The organism is Methanomassiliicoccales archaeon (genome assembly GCA_038850735.1).
In the GTDB taxonomy this organism is placed as follows: domain Archaea; phylum Thermoplasmatota; class Thermoplasmata; order Methanomassiliicoccales; family JACIVX01; genus JACIVX01.
This window is the reverse complement of record JAWCLO010000008.1, coordinates 1-23,793: the sequence shown is the minus strand read 5'-3', so window position 1 is coordinate 23,793 and position 23,793 is coordinate 1. Positions and strand designations below refer to the sequence as shown.

Below are 23,793 nucleotides of genomic sequence, written 5' to 3'. Positions count from 1 at the left end.
TAGTTCTCAAGAACCATCAGCTAACTTTGCGACTTCAAAAAGAATTTTGTCGTAATCGGGCTCAAAGGATGGATCTTCTGCAATCCAAACGTATCTTATGATGCCTTTGGAGTCGATAATGAAAATCGCTCGATTAGAATAGCCCTTGAGGTATCCTTCTTCTCCGCACAGGACACCGTATTTTTTTGAGATACTCCCATCAAAATCGCTTAGCAGAGGAAATGGAATTTTCAAATGAGCTGCCCACGCACGATGGCTGAAGATGCTGTTTGTGCTGATTGCAAGGATTCTCGCGTTATGCTCGAGGAATTTATCATACATATCGCGAAAAGTTCGAATTACCACATTACACATCATTCCCCAGTCCGAGACGTAGAACATGAGCACAACTGGACCGCTACCCAGTATGCTTTCAAGCTTTATTTTTTCCTCTATAGTCGAGGGTAGTTCGAATCTGGGGGCGCTCATACCGACTCTTACTTGTTCATTGGCCATAGATCATTCAGGCTTGCATGATCTTCTTTCTTATTGAAATGACTTTTGGCTTGTATTATCGGTTGATGTGTTGAAGGTAGCTTTCGCTATGAATAATCCTCATCCAGTAGTTAGATTTGATAAAATTTCTGTTATTGATTTTTCCTAGCGATAGTTTAATATGCGATGTGCACCCATTTTTTTTCTAAACTCGCTCATTCATAATTTGGGCACTGCGAGTTTTGCTTAGCGGGTGATAGAATCATGAAGTATGATGTAAGAGAAATTTCAGACTCCGTTTATTGGGTTGGTATTAAAGATTGGTGGCGACGATTATTTGATGCATTAATACCCTTACCACATGGCACTTCATATAACGCGTACCTCGTCAGGGGAGAGGAAAAAATCGCGCTTATTGACACCGTGAATCCTGGTTTTGAAGAACACTGGGCTGCAAAAATAGGGAGTCTCGTCGACATCTCGTCAATCGATTATGTCGTCATGAATCATGCGGAACCAGATCACGCCGGCGGTATTCCATTCATCATGCAGGCAGCGAAGAAGGCTAAACTCATTGCGACTGAAAAAGGTGCCAAAGCCGCAGGAATTTACTATGGTGTTCCACCAGACAGGACGATTGTTGTGAAAGAGGGTGACCAGATTGATCTAGGTGGCAAGACGCTCAGATTCATTGATGCTCCGTGGCTTCACTGGCCTGAAACCATGTTTACATATCTTGAAGAAAACAAAGTGCTCTTTCCCTGCGACTTCCTGGGAATGCATACTGCTTTTGGCTTCTACGACGATGAGGTAGATCAGCTTCCATCCATTGCCAAGCGTTATTTTGGAGAAATCATGATGCCGTTCAGGAAAATGGGGCAGAAAGCACTCGAAAAAATCGAAAAGATTGAGGTGGACTTAATAGCTCCCAGTCACGGGCCGATTCACAGGAATCCAAAGAGAATACTTGAATATTATAAGAAATGGACGGCTGGAGACACAGAGAAAAAGGTACTCGTTGTGTATGCCTCAATGTGGAATTCAACTGCAGCAATGATCGATACGATGGTAGAAGTGTTACAATCAAACGGCATCAATGTAAGACTCTACAACATTGCGAATTCTGACATAGGGAATATTGCAGAGGATTTGGTCGATTCTAGAGCTATCGTACTCGGGGCACCTACGGTTCTTGGCGGACTTCATCCAGTGGCACTTTATATTGCGATGCTTACTAAGGCTCTAAAGCCACCTGCAAAATTTGTAGCCGTTTTGAGTTCATACGGTTGGGGAGGCGGTGCGGCTAAGCAAGCTATGGAGATATTTGAACCAACAAAGATTGAGTTGGTAGGTGCAATCGAGATAAATGGGCCTCCAACTGAAAATGACCATGAAAGTGTCGTCCAGCTTGCGGAAAATCTAAGTCGGAAGATTATAGCTCAAGAGTAAGCATAATTAATCATTAAAAAATAACATAAATTTTATTTGTCAAAATTCATGGAATTTTTTCCGAATATTTCAGAATTCATGATTTAATCGAATTACCGTTTATAAATTGACTATTGATAGGTTGCGCTATAAAATGAGGGCAACAAAATCACAATACTAAAATTCAGAGCTCCCTCTTGATTTAATACAATTATTGCCTACTTGCTTTGTTCAAAAGTCACTAATCTTATTCCGCAATCGACCTAAGCGTTTCGAGGCGGGTTAATCGCGATTTGAAAATTTTAGTAAGTTCTCAGGTTCTTAAATAGATGATAACTGCAATTTGATCCGATATATTATTCATTTTTACATTATCTAGTCGTATATTTGCAATATAATTCATTAAGATAGCAGATATATATTACTTTGTATAATCATCTACACATGTTCAATTTAATTGTACATGATGAAATTAAATATCGCAAGAAAGTTGGAATGCAGCGACTGAATAAATCGAACAAAAAAGTAGTATTGGGGCGAGCTTTATGAAACGTGGCTGGCTCAATTATACGCTGATTGCCCTGCTCGGTATCTCCTTTCTTGTCCTAATGTGTCCAGTCGTATCGGCCGAAGGAAATCAAGTGGATGAAGCGGACACCGCATGGATTCTAGTGTCAACGGCACTTGTTTTCATAATGTCACCGGGTGTTGCTTTATTTTATGGTGGAATGTTGCGAAAAGAAAGTGTACTCTCAATATTGGCCCAATGCATCCTTGTTATAGGCATAGTCACAATCGTTTGGGTCGTCGTCGGTTATTCTTTGGCATTTGGACAGGACGTAAGCGGGGTTATAGGCAATTTAGACCACGTCATTTTGTTGGGAGTTGGCCTGCAACCGAGTGGAATCTACGCGACTTCCATCCCGCATCTCGCATACATGATTTTTCAATGTGTTTTCGCAATTATTACTGTCAATTTGATTCTTGGTGCAATTGCAGAGCGCATGAGATTACGGGCCTTAATAGCATTTGTTATCTTATGGACGCTCATCGTGTATGTCCCGATAGCTCACTGGGTGTGGGGAAACGGAGGATGGATAGGTAAGTTAGGTGCCTTGGATTTTGCCGGCGGTACGGTTGTTCACATTGCATCAGGGGTTTCAGCTCTCGCAGCAGCGCTGGTACTTGGAAAGAGATACACTATCGGACACGGTATCGAAGTGCCGCACAACATTCCAATGGTTGTGCTTGGAGGTGCGCTCCTTTGGATAGGATGGTTTGGATTTAATGCTGGGAGTGCACTTGCTGCAAACGAAATTGCTGTAAATGCCTTTGTTGTAACTCAAGTTGCTGCGGCAACTGGAGCGATTACATGGGGATTCATTAGTTGGTTGCACATGGGCAGACCAGGAGTGTTGGGATTAATCACCGGTGGCGTTGCAGGGCTTGTCGCAATCACTCCGGCAGCTGGGTTTGTCGATGTTGCTGGATCTATTATCATAGGAATCGGGGCAGGCATTTCTTGTTATCTAGGCATAATAGCAAGGCGAAAAATTGCAGTGGATGATGCGCTTGATGTATGGGGAGTACATGGTATTGGAGGAACCTGGGGAGCATTAGCTACAGGCATCTTCGCGACCACTGCGGTAAATTCTGCAGGAAATGATGGGCTAATCTCGGGTAATACTGATCTGTTCATGGCTCAAGTGATTGCGATAATTTCCGTCTGGGTATATTCATTCGTTATGACATTTGTTCTGATGAAAATGATTGGTCTATTCACACAGATTAGATTGACCAAGGATGAGGAGAGAATAGGTGCGGATATTATTCAGCATGGGGAAAGTGCGTATTCGTAATAATGGAGGTTGGTGATGAAGAAAATTGAGGCGATAATCAGGAAAGAAAGATTTGCATTAGTAAAAGAGGAACTCGAAAAAACAGGAATTCCAGGGCTAACAACCTACGAAGTAAAAGGTAGGGGCCAGCAGAGAGGTCTTGAATTTTCGCATAGAGTGGGAACCTATCGCATTGATCTTCTTCCGAAAATTAAGATCGAAGTTGTCGTAGCTGATAGTGATGTCGATCGAATAATATCGTCGATCTGCAGAGCTGCGAGAACTGGTGAAATCGGTGATGGTAAAATATTCGTTCTTCCAGTTGAAAATGCCAAGAAAATTCGCACTGGTGAAAGCGGAGAAATCGCGATCGCAACCGTTTCAAGCTATACAGGTCTAGAACAAGAAAAATCAGTACCAAGGGGGTGAAATCTGTGAAAAAGATCGAGGCTGTACTGAGACCCGAAAGGCTTGGGCATGTGAAGAATGCGTTGGAATCAATTGGCATATCAGGCATGACAATTCTTGGTGTGGTAGGAATTGGTGAGCAGAAGGATTTCAAACAACAGTGGAGGGCCTATGAATATTCTCAAGCGGGAGTACCCAAGGCGAAACTTGAGACCTTTGTGAAGGATGAGTTCGTTTCAGCGGCTTGTAGCGAGATAATGAAACACGCATGGACAGGGAATGTAGGTGACGGCATAATTTTTGTCTCACCCGTTGAGAGAGCAATAAGGATACGTACGGGAGAAGAAGGAGAGGATGTACTGTGAGCCCCCAAATAGAGGTTTGCAAGAATCTTGATTATGAAATCGGTGAAATAGCGCCTAGATATTTCTTGAAAGTGGATCTTGGAGATATTGTACCCGGTCGTTCTGCATGTCTTCCTGTATACTGGAAGCCAAACAGTCTACATCCCTTATTGAAAGAAATTTATTCAGTAGAAATTGCGGGATACAAGATCGAAAAAGGAAATCTCCAGATGTTGCTTGGGGCCGTTAATGAAGCAATCGAGCTGCTCAAGGGACAGGGCACTCTTCCATACTACTCACTCATCATTCCGACTGGAACAAGATTCCCAATATATCTAAAAGGCGACAAATTAACAATAGAAATAAATGAAAGGCTTATTACTGGGTCTGATATCGGCGAGGTATTCGAAAAATGCACAAATTATTTACTTTCGAAAAAGATCATTTCATCCGAGGCTGAAGTCACCCTCGGACTTTTTCTCTGGGCTGATTTATCTTTGTATCTTACAGCGATGGTTATTAGAGACGCACGAAAGAGAGTGTGGCTTCCAATATTCTCGCACAAAGACTTTGTGGGTATAAGGTCTTTGATATTCGACGTCGTAAACAAACCATCACAAAGATTTGAAATTTCTGAATTGGCTAAGCTCTGGTATGCGGTGAATTCATTCTTGAATCAGAAGCACTCATTTTCTCCCAATATGGTCCTTTATGCGGACAGAGTGGATGATTTCTTTTGGAAAGAGTTGAAAAAAACTCTTTTGAGTACAGAAGCCTCGTTGGGATACTACAGCGAGGGTAAGCGCAATATCATCCCCGTATATAAGATCGACAACATCCTTTTGGGAGCTGAAAGACCAAGGATCTACGTTGGGGAGGACTTGGAAAAGCTCCGGAGTAATGTGACGAGGATTCTCAATGAATTGGGAATTGTTAGCGGTTCAGCTTCTGTTGAATTAGAGCAAATAAGGAGGGAATCAGCGTGATTGATTATGGGTTTATAGGAGGAATTTTAGCCATATCTGCCGTGTTAGTACTGGTATGGGCTGCGAAATATACAAAATGTGGGCCTAATGAAGTACTTATAATCTCTGGTAGAAAGAGAAGAATACGCGATAAAGCTGAAACGAAGACTACTGGCTTCAGAATAGTTAAGGGAGGAGGAACATTTGTTTGGCCAATTATCGAACAAGTGCGCAAAATGTCACTGGAACTAATGAATCTCGAAGTACGCACGCAGGATGTTTATTCGATCCACGGTGTCCCTATTACAGTGGAAGCCACAGCACAAATTAAAATTCGAGGAGACGAACCATCGATAATAATGGCAGCCGAGCACTTCCTGTCAAAGTCCAGAGATGATATTTTGAAAACAGCCTATAATGTAATAGAAGGACATATGAGGGCGACGATAAGCGCTTCCGTACCAGAAGAGATCTATCAAAAGAGAAAAGAATTTGCAGAAAAGGTCAAAGTTGCTTCAACTTGTGATTTAAGCAGAATGGGACTAGAGATCTTATCATTGACTATAAGAAGCATTACCGACTCTCAGGGATATTTGGATTCCTTGGGACGTCCAAAGATCGCTCAAGTAAAACGTGACGCTCTTATAGGAGAAGCAATAGCTGAAGAGGAAGCTAAGAGAGTTCGATACCAAGCGGACATTAATATAGAATCGGCAAAGAGAGATTATGAGGTGAGAAAGGCTGAACTCGATGCGGAAATCGCGCAGAAAAAGGCAGCATCCGATTTGGCATACGAGTTGCAGAAATTCAAAACAGAACAACTTGTTAAAGAGGAAGAGATTCGTGTGGGAATTGTAGAAAAGGAACTCATGGCAGCGCTCGCAGAAAAAGAAATTGCGAGAAAGAGGCTAGAACTAGCAGCAGAAATCATTGAACCTGCTGAGGCCGAAAGGATAAAGACTGAAAAGATAGCAGAAGCCGATAAAATCAAGATGCTTAGAGAAGCAGAAGGTAAATCCGTGTTTATAAAGAGCACGGGTATCGCCGAGGCCGATGTAATCCGGGAGAAGGGAAGATCTGAAGCAGAAACAATGGAGAAAAAAGCAAACGCTTGGAGGCAATACAACGAAGCCGCCATCGCTTCGATGCTCATCCAAATTATGCCCGAACTCGCAGAGGCGGTTGCAGCTCCGCTATCAAAGACTGATAAAGTCATCATTATCTCAAACGACGGAACTACAGCAGGTGCGAATAAGCTTACTAATGACATTACAAGAATAATTTCCCAATTGCCTGTTGTAGTAGAGTCATTGACTGGTTTGAAACTTGAAGATATGATAAAGAAATTGCCTGCGCTAGGTGGCGCATCATCGGGATTATCAACAAATCCATCAAAGACGCGGAGTGATGAAGTTTGCTCGAAAAGCGATTTCACTTGAGAGATGAAAAAGCTCCTGCAGAGAAGCCGAAGATATCCCACATCCTATCTCTCTGCGAAACGGGCGAAATTAAGATGGTAGATTTTAAATTTACAGATCTCCCAGGGACACTGCAACATATAACAATTCCTTCACAACGGTTAAATACTGGATTGCTTGAGGAAGGGATAGGTTTCGATGGATCCAGCATAAGGGGTTTTGCAGAAATTCATGAGAGCGACATGATACTTATTCCAGATATTAATACTGTCTTTATCGATCCAGTTTGCAAGACACCCACAGCATCCTTCATCTGTAATGTATTTGATCCAGTCACAAAGGAACGATACTGGCGTGATCCAAGGTATATTGCACAGAAGGCAGAGAATTATATGAAATCAAAGGGCATAGCTGACTCGGCGTTCTTCGGTCCAGAAGCAGAGTTTTTCGTTTTCGATTCCGTTAGATTCGATCATAACCAAAACTCTGGATATTATTTCATAGATTCACATGAAGGTGCATGGAATTCAGGACGCGAAGGATCAAATCTGGGATACAGGCCCCGGTACAAGGAGGGTTATTTTCCAGCACCGCCGATAGATTCTTTGATGGAGTTCAGATCAGAGGCTGTCTCGAAATTGACTGCAGCAGGAATTGATGTGGAGGTTCACCATCACGAAGTAGCAACTGGTGGTCAATGTGAAATCGGCATAAAATTTCAGTCGCTTGTAAAAATGGCAGATCACCTTGTGTTATATAAGTACATCTTGAAGAATCTCGCAAAGGAGCAAAATAAGACAGTGACTTTCATGCCAAAGCCACTCTTTCAAGATAATGGATCTGGAATGCATGTTCACATAAGCCTATCAAAGAATAACGTGAATCTGTTTTATGACGCAGAAGGCTATGCCCAATTAAGCCTCATCGCAATGTACTTTATTGGCGGATTACTTACCCATTCCCCAGCGTTACTTGCCCTTACTTCTCCTACCACCAATTCCTATAGAAGGCTTGTTCCGGGCTATGAGGCACCCGTGAATCTTGTATATTCTCAGAGAAACAGAAGTGCAGCGATAAGAATCCCAGTATCATCGCAGAATCCGAAATCGAAACGCATCGAGTACAGACCTCCTGATCCAAGTTGCAATCCTTATCTTGCCTTTGCTGCCATATTAATGGCCGGAATTGATGGAATAGAAAGGCGGATAGATCCTGGCGAACCACTGGATGTTGATATATTTGAATTATCAAAGGAAAAAGCGAAAAAGATAAGGACTGTCCCAGGTTCTCTCGATGATGCTTTGAACGCACTTGCGAACGATCATGAATTCCTATTGAAAGGAGGTGTATTTACAAAAGATTTGATTGATACCTGGATCGATTATAAATTAAGAAAAGAGTATGATCAAGTCAGGCTACGACCACATCCCTACGAGTTTGTTCTTTACTATGATGTTTGAGCCGCTGAGAATGATTTTTTGTATCCTTGTTTATTTTTCTCTTTTCCATATCTTATTTTGATTGTGAATGACTCTCAAATTGGAATTCGCTTCAGGCTAATTAACCTAGGAAAATACGATTTATAAGCAGGTAACAAATCGGAGCTTCATTATTCACTATCTATAAATTTTAGCCAGCTCCAATTTATTTATTATTTCTTATATATGATCAAATTCATTGCTGTTTAATTCATAAGTCTGGTCAATTTGAGATTTTAATGAAGGTAAACAAAGAATCTAATCAAGAAGAACATAACTGGAGATTTTTTGTAAATTCCGGCATTAATTTCCATGGAGTTCTTCCTTTCTTTCCAGTTTATTCAAGCGATTATGAGCGTATTCAGATGGATGGTGTAACCAGCTCTGAAAGCATTTATATAAAATTTAATGCTAATTACTAACTCATGGAAAAGGAAGACGCAATGCTTCAGGAGCTGAAGAAGATAAGGGAAATTCTTGAACCGAAACCTGCACCGCCGCCTCCGAAGGGTCTACGGGCCGAATTCAAGGATTTTATATCAAAATATAAGGTTCTCGGGCTTGCTGTTGCCTTCATTTTGGGTTTGTACCTTGGTGTATTGGTTCAATCGCTGGTTAAGGATCTTCTGATGCCGCTCATTGGTCTTGTGCTTCCTGGTATAGAGAATCTTTCGACGCTAACATTCCAAGTCGGCACTCAATACTTTGGGATCGGAAGCTTTCTCGTTGCTCTGATCACATTCTTGATAGTGGCATTCGTGATTTTCCTAATAGTGAAAGTGGCGTCAAAGTGGAAAATTGAGTAAACCATTTCTTCCCTTTTCTTTTTTCTCGATCGGCATGATTGTTGGCATTCATTTCCCGCAATATTCTGTTTATTCTGATGGCCTCAGAAAAGAGGAACACATATATTCATTTACGTTAAATCTTCATCGAGAATGATCTACCGGAAAACCATTTTTAGGGGCAATCCTTCAATGAGTGTATTGGGGTCTTTACTTTCTCTTAGTCCTTCTTTTCAAGAAAATTGACAATTAATGGATCAATGCGCATAAATCGGCCATGCAATTGTCATATAATAAACGGGAAGTCGCATTGGAAACCTTGACCGTCTCAGCGATCTCGATTATTCATTCGAGACTAAATGGGGCCGCCCGAATTTGAATCGGGGTCTCAGGCTCCCAAAGCCCGAAGGATGGACCAAGCTACCCCACGGCCCCATTATGCTGAGGGAATGAGGCGGTCTAAAATAAATATTTCCTTACAGTTGCTATGAGAATTACAAAAATGTAGCAGAGCCTCGAATCATTAAGTTAATGAATGATTTCAGATGGTCAGATTTATTTTTCCTGAGGTCTTTATCTCGGATGAGGATAGATAATCGATGAGAAGGGCATTTGCTATCGCGGCTTCTATTGTTCTACTAGCATCTTTTGTTTTTTGCTGTTTGATTGATCCAGCTGTTGAGGGCTTCAATGACTCAGATCTAAAGGCGCCATGCATTGTTCAGGAGAATGAGATACCAATTGACTTCCCATCCTCTCTCACCTCCAAACCGCAAGTATACACTTACTCGTTACGATGGGAAATCAGCGATGTGTACGCATACTATGGAGGGGTTATGTCTCTTGAGATAAGAAACAAAGGTCAGACAGCGATCTTTGTTTATGGCTATGGCTTGAAATGGGTCAATTACACAGAAGAATATTTCAAAACAACGAGCGCATACGTTTTTCCCTCTGAAAACGCCTCTATCGGCTTGCTCAAATTTTACGCACCATCTGATCGAGATGTCGGCGTGTACACAATTGTGCTGAAGTTGTGCGTTTCAAATCCGTCCTTCTCAGCATGGTACGATTATGGTGAAGTAGAAAGCGCGGACAGGGCTGTTGCTATTAAACCTTTGGCAATTGAGCGAGAATATCTTATCAAAAGCAATCTCATGAGTTACTTCAATCGAGTAAAATCATTGGTGAATTGCACCGCTGTTAGCGATGTCGTAAAAGAAATAAAAAATGCTGAACCTGGTAATTATTCAACTTTGCAAATAGCACGGGCTTTTCAATGGGTTCGAGATCATATTGAATATGAAAAGGAAAATGAAACCGATATTTGGCAAAGCGCAGAAGAGACACTTATGAGAAAAAGGGGAGATTGCGAAGATCAAGCAATTCTGCTAGCATCAATAATAACTGCGTTAGGGGGCAACGCACGTATCAATTTCATAGAGGGACATGCCTTTACCACTGTTTTCATATCAATGTATCAATCTGAACTTGCGAATGTAGAGGAATCCCTGTGGTCATATTACGGGACGAACGTCACTATGCACATAATCCATTATATGGGTTATTGGTTAGTCATAGATACGGCAGGTTCGATGTATGCTGGCGGTCTACCGGCTAATGCATCCCCGATAAGGGCTAATTCGAACGCGGCGGAACTGACAAAATATGAATTATGGACGTTTGTATCAACAAACTGGCTGATAAGCATCGACGCGCTACAGGATCGATGATGACATCAAAATCATGCGATGAAATTTTTACTTTTTTTCAAGCTAAGATCAATGGATCTTTAAGTGGATTTCTTGAGATTTCATCGCAACTCACCTAGCATCTCCCTCACAGCCTTTCTTACTGCCTCCCGACTGTTAAATTTCGGCCTCCATCCGATTTTCTTTATTTTCTCAATCGAGAGAAGCATTTCTTTTACATCGCCTACCCATCCCCTGCCCCCTTTGACCCCCCCTGTCCATACATATTGGACACCTTTAAGGCCCATTTCGTCAACAACGATGTCTGCTATTTGTTGCACCGTGATGCTATCTTCCGATCCAATGTTGAAGATCTCAGTATCTGTTGAGGTTCTCTCAGCTCCCATAATCATTGCATCTATGCAATCAGAGACGTGAATGTATGACTTTTTCGTACCTGGTGGGGATCCGAGGATCTCCAATCGTCTAGGTGTCTCTCTTAGTTTCGATATAAAATCATGCAGGACATTATGCGTACTCCTCGGACCGACAACGTTCGCAAATCGGTATATCACGGCTTCCATACTGAACATATGGCAGTATGCTGCGATCATCGCTTCGCTAGCAAGTTTCGATGCGCCGTATAGCGAGATGGGAAGAAGTGGCCCATAATTCTCTGAAGTCGGAATGATGCTCGGCTCTCCGTAAACTGTCGATGTTGATGGAAAAACGAATCTCGGGATTTCCAGCTTTCTAGCTGCTTCCAGGACTCGATATGTTGCAAGGACATTTTGATCAAGGTCTATACGAGTATCTTGAGCACCCTTTCTGACATCGGGATTCGCTGCAAAGTGAAAGATCACATCAGCATCCTTAATAATATCCTCGAGCTCAAGTGCCAAAATGTCTCCTCTGATTAGCTCAAAAACATCTTTATGTTCTAGGGATCGCAGGAATTCTATTTTTCCAGCACTGAAGTTGTCGATTCCAATAACGTGGTTATTCATCTCAACGAGTCTCTCAGCAAGATGACTACCAATGAACCCAGCGCAACCTGTTAAAACTACTCTTTTATTCTGAAGTATCATCTGATCACCGGGCGGAAACGACGTGTTTAGCCATTAGTGTTTTTATCAATGAAGCGATTGCCTTGCCTCGGTGTGATATCTTATTCTTTTCCTCAATGGGCATCTCAGCGAATGTTCTGCGCTCACCGTCGGGTACAAATATTGGATCGAATCCAAATCCCTTGGTACCTCTCATTTCGCACTCTATCCTTCCGTAGGTTCTCTCGCTGATGAGAATTTCCTCCTCATTCAAAATACATCCGATGCAGCATTCGAAATACGCTTCTCGATCATTCTCGCCTTCCATCAGTTTTAATATTCCCTTACACCCAAGTGTTTTGTAAATATACGATGAGTAAACACCAGGAAAACCGTTCAATCGTTTTATGAAAAGACCCGAGTCGTCTAGGAGGGCATTCTTGACACCTCTTTCTTTCAAATCGAGAAGGCAGTGTTTCACAACTTCCTGAAGCGAATCTGCCTGTATCTCTTCACAGTCCAAATTGTTTTTTTCTAGTTTTATACCAAACGGTTCCATGGCATTTCTGAATTCTTCAACTTTCCATTGATTTGAAGTTACGATAGAAAACCTCATTTAGGTATAGCGCCCCCTCTTTTCAATATCTATCATTCGGTTAATCACCTCATCGGCACCCTCGAAGTCCTGCCTGTATGCATCTAAAACTATCTCGAACTTATCGAAGATTTCTGAGTGCGCTGATAAGAACGCCTCTTTAAGCAAATGAAGGTCGACACCAAGTTCCTCAATTCTCGCATTTCTTTCTCCCAAAGAAAAGTCGATAAGCCATATCTTTCCATTTCTAAGAATCATGTTTGACGTCGTCAGGTCGCCGTGTACAATTCCATTTTTATGGAGCTTTGCAGCCAATCCGCCAATTTCTCTACAGATTTCATCAATTTTATGTTGGTCAATAACACGTGAGAGCACATCCTTCACCCTCTCTCCATCGACTCTTTCCATGACGATTTCCGAGTTCAATAAGTCTATATCGTAGATTATTGGTGTAGGAATACCGCACTTTCTTGCCTCCTTCATAAGTCTGGCTTCGTTCTTCGTGCGGGTCGATCTAATATGCTGATCAAGCACGGGATGTCTGTAGCTTTTTGGGATTCTTGTTTTGATGATTGCAGTGCGACCCATCCAATCTCCAATTTTTATTTCAGCCTCGGCCCCTCTCCTGATGATTTGCACAAAACGAAAACTTTCATTTGACTAAATAATCTTTCTGAAACAAAAAAGTCATCGCTCTGCTATCTGCAATTGCGAAGGTGACTCACTAAATTAAATTTTAATGATTCAATGGTGGTTTTTCTTGGCTGTAGAATTTGGCAATAGCATGCAAAGGATCAGCGTAGTATCCCATTTCAAAATCTTTCGGAAATGCGCACCTTATTTCGTGATCAAGATACCGATGATCCATCAACACAATTACTGCTCTATCCTTTTCACTCCTGATGGCTCGACCAGCCGCCTGCAGCACGCTCGAAACCGCTGGATATATATCAAAATATAGGTGAGCCCTCTCCTTTCCTAATCGCCATTCATACCGTTTTTTCATCTCCTTTGTCTCGAGTGAAGGCGGCTTAATCGGAAAACCAACAATAATGACGCAAGAAAGAATATTATCGCTAAAATCAATACCTTCGGCTAAAGATCCATTGATGGTCGCAAGCATTAAGTAATCATGCTCTCTTTTCAATGCAGAGATCATTGCCTCTCTTTCGTTTTTTCCATAACTTGATTTTTCAATAAGCATTCTCCTTGAGGTTGTTATGTCCTTCAGCTCTGATTTCACGTTTTCGAGAAATTCATATGAGGGGAAGAAACATGACACATTTCCCTCTATTACTCCAGATATTTGAATTATCAAATCAGCAATTTTCGAATAATTGGATTTTCGCCTTTTCTTGTACAGAGATGTAACTTCTGGTAGTACGCATATGAGTCTGTTTTCTTTAGGGAAGGGAGAAGCATACTCTCTGCATGCAAATCTGCTTTCAATTCCAAGGAGATCCGCATACATCTCAGGAGGATGTAGAGTACCACTCATCAGAATGGCACAGTGCAATTTACTGAAAATTGGAGCAGCTATTGTAGAGGGGTCGACAAGTCTAATGCAGAGACTTTTTGATCTTTTTTCAACATATTTTATGCTATCCTTGCTGTATTGGGTCCAGAGATGAGCAAATTTCAATACACTGCTGCACTTTTCTTTAAACTCATCACGACGCCTCGTCATTATTTCATCAAAGATTTCTTCATTGTTGGCCAAATAGATCAAAACATCATCTATAGGCAGCTTTCCTACTAATGGGTAGCCATCTTCGCTCTCTTGGAGGATTTTACTCGTGAGAAACTTTAATTCTTCAAGTTTCCGCCTGGATTTTCCTAAGTTTTTCTCAGATATTATTCGCTGGAGATCGGTCATTGAAATCTTGCAATAGTAGTTCTCAACGATCCTCCTCGGCAAATTATGTGCCTCATCTATTACAAGAATGGTTTTGTCCCAATCCGCTCCTAACCAACTTGCGCAATTTTCAGTAGGCGCTCCAAAGAAATGATTATAATCGCAAACGATGAGATTTGCCTTGCGGAGTGCGCTAATTGCCATGCGATAAGGGCATATCCCCTCGCAAAGTGAAAATCTAATCAATTCTCGAACGTGCAACGGCGAATGAAAGATGGAATCTACGAGATCGCTTGGAATTTTCCTCGAAAAATAACATTTCAAATTAGAAGTACATCCTAAATGCTTGGGGCCAGTTGCCAAGCACATGTCTCTACGGGAAATCAGATCTACGACTTTGATGGCGTATTTCTCATGAATCCTCTTCGCAGTTTCGATGACCGCCGTATGCTGCGATTGCTTTGCCACAAGGAAAAAGACCCGTCCTCCATTTTTAACCGCATGCTCAAGTCCAGCTGCAAGAGACACAGCAGTTTTCCCCAGCCCAGTTGGTGCATTTGCCAACAGATGGATTCCGTGTTTGACGCATTCTCTTGCATGCATAAGAAATAAATCTTGACTTCTTCTTGGCTGTTCAAATGGGAAAAGATCTGTAACATGATCTTTCGCTAGGTCAATCAAGTCATTCGCCCAGTTGTTCAAACTGAGCATGATTCCAAAAACTTATCAGTAAATGTATATTAACAGGTTAAGCATCCTTGGCAGCATCGGATTTCCGAAAGACCAAAGCATGATTAGCTTCTAGGAGGAATGACTTCTCGATGAATACATCAATCGACAGACTGGAAGATGCAGGAGACGGACGCAGAACAAAACGCGTGGTAACAATTTCACTCATGCTCTTTTTGGCGACGCTTGTAGGATATATAGCCCGCGCAAATGTATCAGTTGCACTGCCATTTGTAGCCGAAGAATATCATTGGGATTCAGAAAAACTTGGCGAACTTGGTGGAGTTTTACTAGGAATCTTCCTTGTTGGTTACGGAATTTCAAATATTTTTATGAGTCCACTCATTGATCATATCGGGCCAAAAAAAAGTTTGGCATTGGCTGTGTTTTCGTGGTCGATTTTAACATTCGCGACTGGTCTCTTTGGAGCCGTTGTTGGCGCGTTTATATTGGCAAGATTTCTACTTGGTCTCTCACAAGGACCGCTCTTTCCGAGTGCAAGTAAGATTGTTTCTACATGGTTTCCTTTGTCAGGCAGGGCTCGAATAAATGCGCTATATCTGAGCACTGGGTTCCTTTCGAATTTACTAGTGCCAATTATTTTCATTCCTTTAATAATCGTAACCAGCTGGCAATTTATGTTCTATTTTGTGGCAATTGTAGGATTCATCCTGTTAATTCCTTTATGGCTGTTTATCCCAGATATTTCCGATAAAAGCTGTTTTAAAGACGGACAGAAAACAACTCTGGGTGGGCTTTTCGCCGTAATAAAAGAGAATGTTGTGTCCGCGTTGAGGATCAGGGGGTTATTTGTAATTACGATCGCCTTTCTCGCAATCAACATGGCTTGGTGGGGGCTTTCACTATGGCTTCCTACATATCTCATCGTTGCGAAGGGTTTGGCAGTAGAGGAATTGATATGGGCTGCGTCCCTGCCCTATCTAGGCGGTATTTTCGGGATGTATGTTGGATCTTGGATTAGTGATCACACGGGAAAAAGGGTGGAGATTGCGTTTGCTTTTGCTGTATGCGATGCTATCTTATTAGTCATTATGATTTTCACGTTCTCGGAGAATCTCATTATCCTTGTTGCTGCAGGAATATTCTTTTTCCTGGGGGTGATGGCACCAACCTCTTTCACATTGTTGCAGAGCGTCGCACCGACGTGTCTTGTTGGAAGTGCAACAGGAATTATGAACGGCATTGCGAACGGTGCTGCCGTACTTGGGCCAATCATTCTTGGCTTTGCTGTTGCTATTACTTCCTCTTATGACATTGGACTGGTTCTTTTGGCAGCATTCCAAATCACAGGTGCACTTCTGTTGCTGGCATTCCCGAGAGCGCTTCTGGAAAAGGAAAATCATTCGAAATGACCCCTAATAATCTCGTTTTCTCTGCTCCACTCGGCAATCATAATATCAAAAAAGGCTTTCAAATGTTCCGCAAGTAATTTTCCTATGAACTGTGACTTTACTGCGAGAAGAACTAGATTGACAATGACCTGATATTTGATGTAAAGATTGCACCTTGTTGTATAAATTTCGAAACATTGTTTGTATAGCCAAAGTGTGTATGATTGTTTCATCTGGACTATAGACGACTTTATCGACGGGAAAGATTATTGTTTTCGAAGACCTTTTCGATGCGTGGATAGAATTCCGTTTGGATGCGAATCGCTTGATTCGATGCTTGACGGCGGCATCGAACCAGGTTGCATCACATTAATTTATGGGGAAGCTGGCACAGGCAAGACGAGCCTATGTCTGCTCGCGACGTGCAACGTGGTAAAGACAGGGAGGAAGGTCGCATACATTGACACTGAAGGTGTATCTCTAGACCGGCTTCGTCAAATCGCTGGCGATAGTTTCAATGCCGTTATTAAAAATACACTTTTCACAGAGGTTCATAGCTTCGACGACCAAGAAAGAATGGTCGATAAGGCTGTGAAAATGGCCGAGGCAAACGCTGACATCGGCCTGATAGTGCTCGACTCCGCAACAATGTATTATCGTCTTACGAGTAGACAAGAAGAACGATCGGAAAGGCGATCTATTGCAAGTCAAACTGTTAAGCTCGTTGGAGTCGCGAGGAAAATGAACATCCCCGTCTTACTCACTTCTCAGGTTTATACGGACGTTGAAAAAGGCACTTTTGAATCCCTCGGTGGTCATGCACTTCATCATAACGCAAAGGTGATCATACGGCTCGAAAAAATTTCAACTGGAAGGCGCAGGGCAGTCTTGGTAAAACACCGTCATCTTCCTGAAGGAAGGATCGCGGAGTTTATGCTCACAGATCGCGGCGTGACATGTTAGTTTCTAAATTTCTTTCGCTATTGATGTATCATCAGCTCTTTCGTCCAACTGAAAAATCTACGAGTATCGACAAGATCTCGCTTTCCCTGCTTTTATCAAGACATTTCAAACTATGTTTTGCCCTCTCGGCAAATGAGAATGCTGTTCTTTTTGCGAACTCAATGCTTCCGAGTTCCTCCAGCAAAGCGATTATATTAGCCATACCAGCGCCATCAAGTTTCTCATTGCCTAGTGATGCAAGCAAAAATTCTCTTCTCTTATTATCTCCCAGTTTCTCAAGTTCTGCAAGTGCATGAAGCACAATGAGGGTACGCTTTCCGTTTCGAATATCCGACCCAATCGGCTTTCCTAATATCTCCTCCTCGCCCGTAATGCCAAGAACATCATCCCAAATCTGGAATGCAATGCCGAGCATTCTTCCATACTCTTTCATTTCAGAAACTTGGAATTCAGAACCACTGGCTATAATCGCGCCGCCTTCAGATGCGCAGGAAAACAGGACCGCGGTTTTCCTCTCTATCATTTCCAAATACTGTTCTGGCCTCACATCATTTCTTGTCTCAAAATCAAAATCCATTTGTTGCCCTTCTGCAATAAGCCATACCGTCCGGGCCGTGAGCCCGTACAGTCTGTTAAGGTCGCCAGCACATACTTGAGTTTTTCCAATAACCTCAAAAGCCCTGGCAAACATTGCATCTCCGGCTATGATCGCAGTGGGGATATCGAAAAGTACATGAACTGCTGGTCTCCCACGTCTTACCGGATCCTGGTCAATAATATCATCGTGTATGAGTGTGAAGTTATGAATGATTTCAAGAGCACATCCAAACGGTAGCGATCTATCCCCAGCCTTTCCAACTGCTTCCGCGACTAAGTATGCGATTAGTGGCCTTAACCGCTTTCCACCAGCGGCCGGGTAGTGCCGTACAGCCTTCATTAGTTTCTCTGGTTTTCCTTCCTGAAGGTAAGAAATAAGAGTTCTATCTATTTTTTCAATGATCGGCTTCACTTCCTTGCCTATATCCATTTTATCAGTCTCCCATTTGCTCTAGCCATTCTCTTGTTATTCCCGTGATGACGTGTGGAGATCTTGAAAGTTCATTAACCCTTGCGCTACCAGTCAAGAACATCGTTGCTTTGAATTCCATCTGCATTACTTTCAATTTCTTGACGACAGCATCTGCAGATTCGGTCGCTGCCTGCAGAATCGATCTTGCTGTGCCAGCACAATTTGCACCTATTGCGATGCTTTTTGCTATGTGAAGACCATTCAAGATTCCGCCACTCGCAATGAGTGGAAGACCTACCTTGGCAGCGATGACCGATACTGGCGATGGAATGCCCCAATCTTTAAACGCTTCCCCCAAGATTTTTCCCTTTTCGTCGCCTACTCTTTCTGCTCTGTATTTCTCAACGAGGGAGAAACTCGTCCCTCCGCTTCCTGAGACATCGATCGCCTTAATGCCGATACCTTTTAATCGATTTGCGACGCCTCTGGAGATACCTGCCCCGGTTTCTTTTATCATAATAGGCACTTCTCGAGCGATCTCACGAATTGCATCAAGACATCCTTTTGCGTTCGTATCTCCCTCCGGTTGTACAACTTCTTGAAGAAAGTTGAGATGGATGCAGAGCACATCGGCATCTATCATTTCAATTGCACGTTTAATCGAGTCCAAAGCCAGCGCATTTTTGTTCTTTTGTCTGATGAGCTGCGCAACACCTAGGTTTCCGATCTTCAGTGGAATATCGTAATCCTTTACGACAGCATAGCTTCTGTAATCTCCATTCTCCAGTGCTGCCCGCTGGCTACCAATGCCCATGCCTATTTGGAATTCTTCGCAAGCTTTAGCGATATTTTCATTGATTTTCGAGGCCTTTGAATATCCACCAGTGATTGCCGTAACTATCAACGGGAATGAGAATTTGCGTCCGAGGAATTCAATAGAGGTATCTATTTCATCAAAATTGATTTCTGGTAGGGCATTGTGAACTAATTTAATATCATCCCAATAGTTGTATTGGCTTCCTACGTCCTCTTCCAACGACACTTCAATATGATCGGCCTTTCTATCTTCTATTCTTGACATCGATTCATCCACCAATGATTCTCGTTCCTTTTACACGCTCTCCTTTAAGAGCAGATTCGAGTCTTCCGGGTACATTGCCATTAATCACCAAACATTCGCATCCTCTAGAAGCAATTCGTACCATGCGTTCTATCTTACCATACATGCTACCAGTTACATCGACGTATCTTGAGGTTTTAGGCAGTTTCTCCAACGTAGAATGATCTATTTCTTCAAGCAACTCCGCATTTGGATTCATGAATGGATCAGAAGTATAAATACCATCGACATCCGTGCAGAAGATAACTATTTCGGGCTTGAAGTACATCGCCAATCTCTCCATCAACTGATCTCCTGAACATATTCCGAAAGTCCTGCTCGAATCCAGACACGCGTCGCCGAAAGTCACGGGTAGGAATCCAATTTTAAGATATTTATCAAAAATATCTGTATCGAGATATGTCAACTCTCCCGAATCAAGCCTCGCTGATGTGCTTGGAGGAATGGAAACCGGTTTAAGTCCTTTTTCAACAAGAACTTCCATGACTTTATAATTTAATTCTCTCACATCCAGCATGACTTTAGCAAGACCTTTCAATTGCTCCGCGGAAATTAATCCTCTTTGGAGTTCGAATTCATGAGCAACAATGTGACCAAACGAGCCTGCTCCGTGGACCAGGATGATGTTTTTTGCAGCATTTGCAATTTCCTGACTAAGTCGATTGACGTTCTTCCTTCTAAAATATCTCAATTTCATTTTATCCGTTATCACGCTACCGCCGAATTTTACTAGTATCATTATACCAACTCAAGCATCTGAAGGTCTCTATAAAAAGATTCTTGGCTACAGAGCCTAAACAATTCTGTTTGAGTGACTTCATAGCGTCTTTGACCGGATTGCCGACTATGATCTCTTGAATTCTCTAGTCTTCTTCACAAGTTAAGGCGATGACGTCGAGCCATCCGGTTCATTTTCCATAAATCGAGGGCACGATCGAAAGTTTTCAATTTGGATTCGAAGAACAAGTTTCCGGATCGGAGGGAAATTCAGAAGTCAAATCACGTACTTTTCAATCTAGTCCCACATTTCCTACAGAAATTATCCGTTGATTCTGCCTCTAAAGCACAAGAGGGACATCTAATAATCTTACGAACCTTTGCACCACATTTTCCACAGAAATTATCATTTGGATGCAGAATGTCCCCACAACTCGAGCATCTTTGTTCATTACCGACCATCCCGATTTCAATTTTCGCCCGAGGTTCATCTTTTGCCTCAATTTCCTCCTTTACGCTCTGTTCTGCCACCTTAACTTGCTGTTCAACCACTTGCCCCTCAGCGCATCGTTTTGCTTTATAAGCGAATTTCAACGCATTCGTGTACTCCGTTCTTTCAAAGCATCTTCTTGCACTTTCGAGATAATCTTTTGCGGCTGTTGTATCAACGCCTCTCTGGTCTGCAGCTTCGATACCCATCTGTGCACTCTCAATCATGAATTTTGACTCAATGTAGTTTACTGGCAATTTTTTCACTTCCTGAAAAGGTGGTATTTGTTCTTCTTCTTGCGGAGTCGGTTTTGATGAAATTTCCTCGAATACGTCCAAATCCTTTGATTTCGCCCTTCTCAGAGCTTCTCTTGCCCGCTCGGTCAATTCTTTACAAACGAGATAGTCTTTCCTCTGATATGCTCTCTCCGCTTCGATAATAAGGCTATCCGCTTCGCTTGTATCTTTATTCTTTTCTTTCAAAGTTTTTGAAACGGCACTAGTCGTTATTAACGCATTGTAGGCTTCATCCCGCTGTAGTATCATTTCTATCTTTTCTCTTTTCCTTGACCTCATATACCTCAACTCAAAGAAAATGACAAATGCCAAAATCGCCGCGCCGACGACGATGACAATCATGCCAGATGATTCAACCATTTAAGGCACCATTTTGTCCATCTTTGGATTGTTGCCTAATTCTTTGTCGTTTCACTTAATACTTCTTGCTAATTTAAGCTTGCCCAACGTTCTGCGATTTTCAGTTTTATTATAAATCGTTTATTGGTTAACCCTCAGAACTTTTGCGAGCATCTCCAAAAAGACTGTGAAATACGACGAGTTCGCATGTTATGCAAGTTTCTGTTATTACCAATCTATTCTTTAGTCTTCCATTTTTCCAATTGATGGTTTCTTCAACGAAATTACTTCGTATATAGAGATTATAACCAATTTATTATTTGTCTTGCTCAACTGACTATCAAATAGACTGAATGAAAATATTAGGAATTGAACGGTTATGTGGAATCTTCGTCTAGTTGATGAATTTCGATTCCATTCATGAATAATAATAAAAAAAGAAATTTATAGATTTATATATTTTGATTGTAAAATAATATTATTTTATCAAATGTAATGGGTAAATCGCTACATTTGATAACAACATTTAAATACGGTTCATTGCAATTGAAAATCTAAATATCATTTGTGAAAATGACGAATTAAAAACATATGATAAAGTGATTACACGAAGAGTTTAAGAAGCTGGGTTATGAAAAAAAGGAACATTCGAATCTAAGCCTATTCTACAGCCTTTGTATCGTCGTTTTCACAAATGAGAACCAAAAGGGGGGAAAAAGATAAATGAATAATAGCAAGACTACAACAAATAGGAACAGGAAACTTCTGGGGCTAATCTTGGCACTACTAATGTTGGTTGCAGGTGCGTTTACGATGGTCAGTGAAAATACTGTCGTAGCAGCAGAACCTTCGGAGCGATTTGTTGGCTACAATCTCGAGCAGAACAAATGGACAACTGGTGATCTTGGAAAGGCTTACACGGAAGGAGATTTCGTTTCGTATCAATTGAAAATTACCAAATCAAGCAAAATTTGGGGCAGTTCGGAATTCGAAATTGATTTCAACTTCTATCAGCCTTCGAGTGGTGCAATCTATGTGGATGGATTCGACACGTCCATAACACCTTACAACGGATCTTATACTGGCTTCCAAGTTGCAGTTTCTCCTAATGATTATCTTCCTGACGGGCAGCAGCTACCGCCGAGCACAACCTGGGGCAAACCGATCCCTGTTGAAGGTGTGAATTATATTTCAGGATCAAACCCGAATGTTTTTGGATGGTACATACGTAATTATATGGATCCTTTAAGCGGCGGTGACGACTCACCAGGAACTGCACCTTCACAATCTAGGAAATTTACTGTGTATACCAATGACACATGGCCTACAAACTCCGATTACATCATCTTGTTCTTTAGAGCTCATCTGGCACTCAGCCTTGTTTGGCAAAACGGATTAGAATCGGAAATTCCAACCGAGCTAGATGGTGGCGAATTTCAGGACTGGACTGCAAAATGGAATGGTGCAGCATTCGCCACGGGATCATCCCGTCATTTTACTCTGAACTATCCTGGCATCGGTGAAAAGACTATACCTATTCCAATAGCGAACTATCCAACGAGCCGTATTGAGGGTCATAAGTATACTGGAAGCGGATCAATACCTTCTCCAGGAAGTCCCGTACCATCCACATGGATGCTCACAAACAATTGGGAGATCACGCTTACTGGCACGATTGATCTTGGATACGGACTGCCCGGAATACCGATTTCATTAGGGCCAGTTCTAACTGGTAATGGAAGCTACACAACTATTGATAAGAATGGAAAATTCGTGACCATACCCTTTAGTCAAGGATACTTCGCATTTAGTGGTCTGGTGCAGGGTACATATTCAGTTCATGAACATATCAAGCCGCAGTACAGCTGCCTAGGTATAGTTTCCAACGGTTTGGGGACACCTAATGTTCCGGCTGGAGAATATAACAATTTCGCCTTGAAAAAGGGAGAAATTATCTACATTGATTTCTTTAACAGTGGTGCTGGAAAGATTTCAGGATATAAGTTCCATGATATTGATGGAGACGGAAATTGGGATCTAGGAGAACCTGGCCTGGCTAACTGGACAATTGAATTGTATGCCAGCGGAGGAGCAGTACCAATTGCGAGCACAATTACCAATTCAAATGGATACTATATCTTCGATCCAGTTCAGGCCGGGAATTACACGGTCAAAGAAGTTCTGAAAGCGGGATGGTATAACACAAGACCCACTGCCCTCTTCGTGACAGTACAGGCGGGCGTGCACGTAACGGATGTCAATTTTGCAAACACTATGTACGGCAAGATCTGCGTGCAGAAAATTGAACAGGGAATCGGACCAGTTGCTAATGTAACGATCGAACTCTGGCAGGGAGGGGTGAAGATCGCGTGGGCTGTGACGAACGAGACGGGTTGGGTGTGCTTCGAGAATCTCAAGCTGGGCACATACACCGTCAAGGAAGTCCTGCCTGC

21 protein-coding genes and 1 tRNA gene are annotated in these 23,793 nt (G+C 42.1%); 12 read left to right on the top strand and 10 right to left on the bottom strand.

The window, feature by feature from the left end; all coding sequences use genetic code 11:
- Window positions 1-6 precede the first annotated feature (6 nt).
- Window positions 7-468 carry a redoxin domain-containing protein gene (locus QW087_05965; protein ID MEM2944265.1) on the bottom strand — a complete coding sequence of 154 codons (462 nt, stop codon included), beginning with the start codon at window positions 466-468 and terminating at the stop codon, window positions 7-9.
- Window positions 469-738: 270 nt separating this feature from the next.
- On the opposite strand from QW087_05965, the gene QW087_05960 reads away from it, so the two are divergent.
- The 8 genes from QW087_05960 (at window position 739) to QW087_05925 (ending at window position 9,159) form a co-directional block, all read left to right on the top strand.
- Entirely contained in the window at window positions 739-1,923 is a 1,185-nt protein-coding gene (locus QW087_05960; protein MEM2944264.1) for an FprA family A-type flavoprotein, read from the top strand.
- 524 nt (window positions 1,924-2,447) lie between these two features.
- Window positions 2,448-3,761, top strand: coding sequence for an ammonium transporter (locus QW087_05955; protein MEM2944263.1), 1,314 nt, complete (start codon window positions 2,448-2,450; stop codon window positions 3,759-3,761).
- Between the two features lie 15 nt (window positions 3,762-3,776).
- Window positions 3,777-4,169, top strand: a complete 393-nt coding sequence (locus QW087_05950; protein ID MEM2944262.1) for a P-II family nitrogen regulator — start codon at window positions 3,777-3,779, stop codon at window positions 4,167-4,169.
- 5 nt (window positions 4,170-4,174) lie between these two features.
- Window positions 4,175-4,513: a P-II family nitrogen regulator gene (locus QW087_05945; protein MEM2944261.1), complete on the top strand. Its 339-nt coding sequence runs from the start codon at window positions 4,175-4,177 to the stop codon at window positions 4,511-4,513.
- Complete coding sequence (locus tag QW087_05940) at window positions 4,510-5,478, top strand: hypothetical protein (GenBank protein MEM2944260.1); 969 nt, start codon at window positions 4,510-4,512, stop codon at window positions 5,476-5,478. Before QW087_05945 ends, QW087_05940 begins: the two co-directional genes overlap by 4 nt.
- On the top strand, window positions 5,475-6,896 hold the full coding sequence (locus QW087_05935; protein MEM2944259.1) for an SPFH domain-containing protein: 1,422 nt from the start codon (window positions 5,475-5,477) through the stop codon (window positions 6,894-6,896). Before QW087_05940 ends, QW087_05935 begins: the two co-directional genes overlap by 4 nt.
- Window positions 6,872-8,335 (top strand): type I glutamate--ammonia ligase, encoded by a 1,464-nt coding sequence (gene glnA, locus QW087_05930; GenBank protein ID MEM2944258.1) that lies wholly within the window; start codon window positions 6,872-6,874, stop codon window positions 8,333-8,335. The genes QW087_05935 and glnA overlap by 25 nt, the downstream gene beginning before the upstream one ends.
- Before the next feature lie 443 nt (window positions 8,336-8,778).
- On the top strand, window positions 8,779-9,159 hold the full coding sequence (locus QW087_05925) for an MscL family protein (protein ID MEM2944257.1): 381 nt from the start codon (window positions 8,779-8,781) through the stop codon (window positions 9,157-9,159).
- Between the two features lie 339 nt (window positions 9,160-9,498).
- Here the strand turns inward: QW087_05925 and QW087_05920 are convergent.
- A tRNA-Pro gene (locus QW087_05920) sits at window positions 9,499-9,573 on the bottom strand.
- A 164-nt stretch (window positions 9,574-9,737) separates the two neighbouring features.
- Between QW087_05920 and QW087_05915 the strand changes: the two genes are divergently transcribed.
- On the top strand, window positions 9,738-10,871 hold the full coding sequence (locus tag QW087_05915) for a transglutaminase-like domain-containing protein (GenBank protein ID MEM2944256.1): 1,134 nt from the start codon (window positions 9,738-9,740) through the stop codon (window positions 10,869-10,871).
- Between the two features lie 80 nt (window positions 10,872-10,951).
- On the opposite strand, the gene QW087_05910 is transcribed toward QW087_05915, so the two are convergent.
- The 4 genes from QW087_05910 to QW087_05895 form a co-directional block, all read right to left on the bottom strand.
- Entirely contained in the window at window positions 10,952-11,917 is a 966-nt protein-coding gene (locus QW087_05910) for an NAD-dependent epimerase/dehydratase family protein (protein MEM2944255.1), read from the bottom strand.
- Between the two features lie 4 nt (window positions 11,918-11,921).
- Window positions 11,922-12,491, bottom strand: coding sequence for an XTP/dITP diphosphatase (locus QW087_05905; protein ID MEM2944254.1), 570 nt, complete (start codon window positions 12,489-12,491; stop codon window positions 11,922-11,924).
- Entirely contained in the window at window positions 12,492-13,109 is a 618-nt protein-coding gene (locus tag QW087_05900; GenBank protein ID MEM2944253.1) for a KEOPS complex kinase/ATPase Bud32, read from the bottom strand.
- Window positions 13,110-13,206: 97 nt separating this feature from the next.
- On the bottom strand, window positions 13,207-15,027 hold the full coding sequence (locus QW087_05895; protein MEM2944252.1) for an ATP-dependent DNA helicase: 1,821 nt from the start codon (window positions 15,025-15,027) through the stop codon (window positions 13,207-13,209).
- A gap of 119 nt (window positions 15,028-15,146) precedes the next feature.
- On the opposite strand from QW087_05895, the gene QW087_05890 reads away from it, so the two are divergent.
- On the top strand, window positions 15,147-16,427 hold the full coding sequence (locus QW087_05890; GenBank protein MEM2944251.1) for an MFS transporter: 1,281 nt from the start codon (window positions 15,147-15,149) through the stop codon (window positions 16,425-16,427).
- 273 nt (window positions 16,428-16,700) lie between these two features.
- Window positions 16,701-17,369 carry a DNA repair and recombination protein RadB gene (gene radB, locus QW087_05885; GenBank protein ID MEM2944250.1) on the top strand — a complete coding sequence of 223 codons (669 nt, stop codon included), beginning with the start codon at window positions 16,701-16,703 and terminating at the stop codon, window positions 17,367-17,369.
- 31 nt (window positions 17,370-17,400) lie between these two features.
- Here radB and QW087_05880 read toward each other — a convergent pair whose 3' ends face one another.
- From QW087_05880 to QW087_05865, 4 genes are all read right to left on the bottom strand, one after another.
- Window positions 17,401-18,396 (bottom strand): polyprenyl synthetase family protein, encoded by a 996-nt coding sequence (locus QW087_05880; protein ID MEM2944249.1) that lies wholly within the window; start codon window positions 18,394-18,396, stop codon window positions 17,401-17,403.
- A gap of 4 nt (window positions 18,397-18,400) precedes the next feature.
- Window positions 18,401-19,459, bottom strand: coding sequence for a type 2 isopentenyl-diphosphate Delta-isomerase (gene fni / locus QW087_05875; GenBank protein MEM2944248.1), 1,059 nt, complete (start codon window positions 19,457-19,459; stop codon window positions 18,401-18,403).
- A 4-nt stretch (window positions 19,460-19,463) separates the two neighbouring features.
- Window positions 19,464-20,237, bottom strand: coding sequence for an isopentenyl phosphate kinase (locus tag QW087_05870; GenBank protein MEM2944247.1), 774 nt, complete (start codon window positions 20,235-20,237; stop codon window positions 19,464-19,466).
- A 260-nt stretch (window positions 20,238-20,497) separates the two neighbouring features.
- Window positions 20,498-21,361: a zinc ribbon domain-containing protein gene (locus tag QW087_05865; protein ID MEM2944246.1), complete on the bottom strand. Its 864-nt coding sequence runs from the start codon at window positions 21,359-21,361 to the stop codon at window positions 20,498-20,500.
- A gap of 702 nt (window positions 21,362-22,063) precedes the next feature.
- Between QW087_05865 and QW087_05860 the strand changes: the two genes are divergently transcribed.
- Window positions 22,064-23,793: SdrD B-like domain-containing protein (locus tag QW087_05860; GenBank protein ID MEM2944245.1), on the top strand; the 1,730-nt coding region annotated here is incomplete at its 3' end.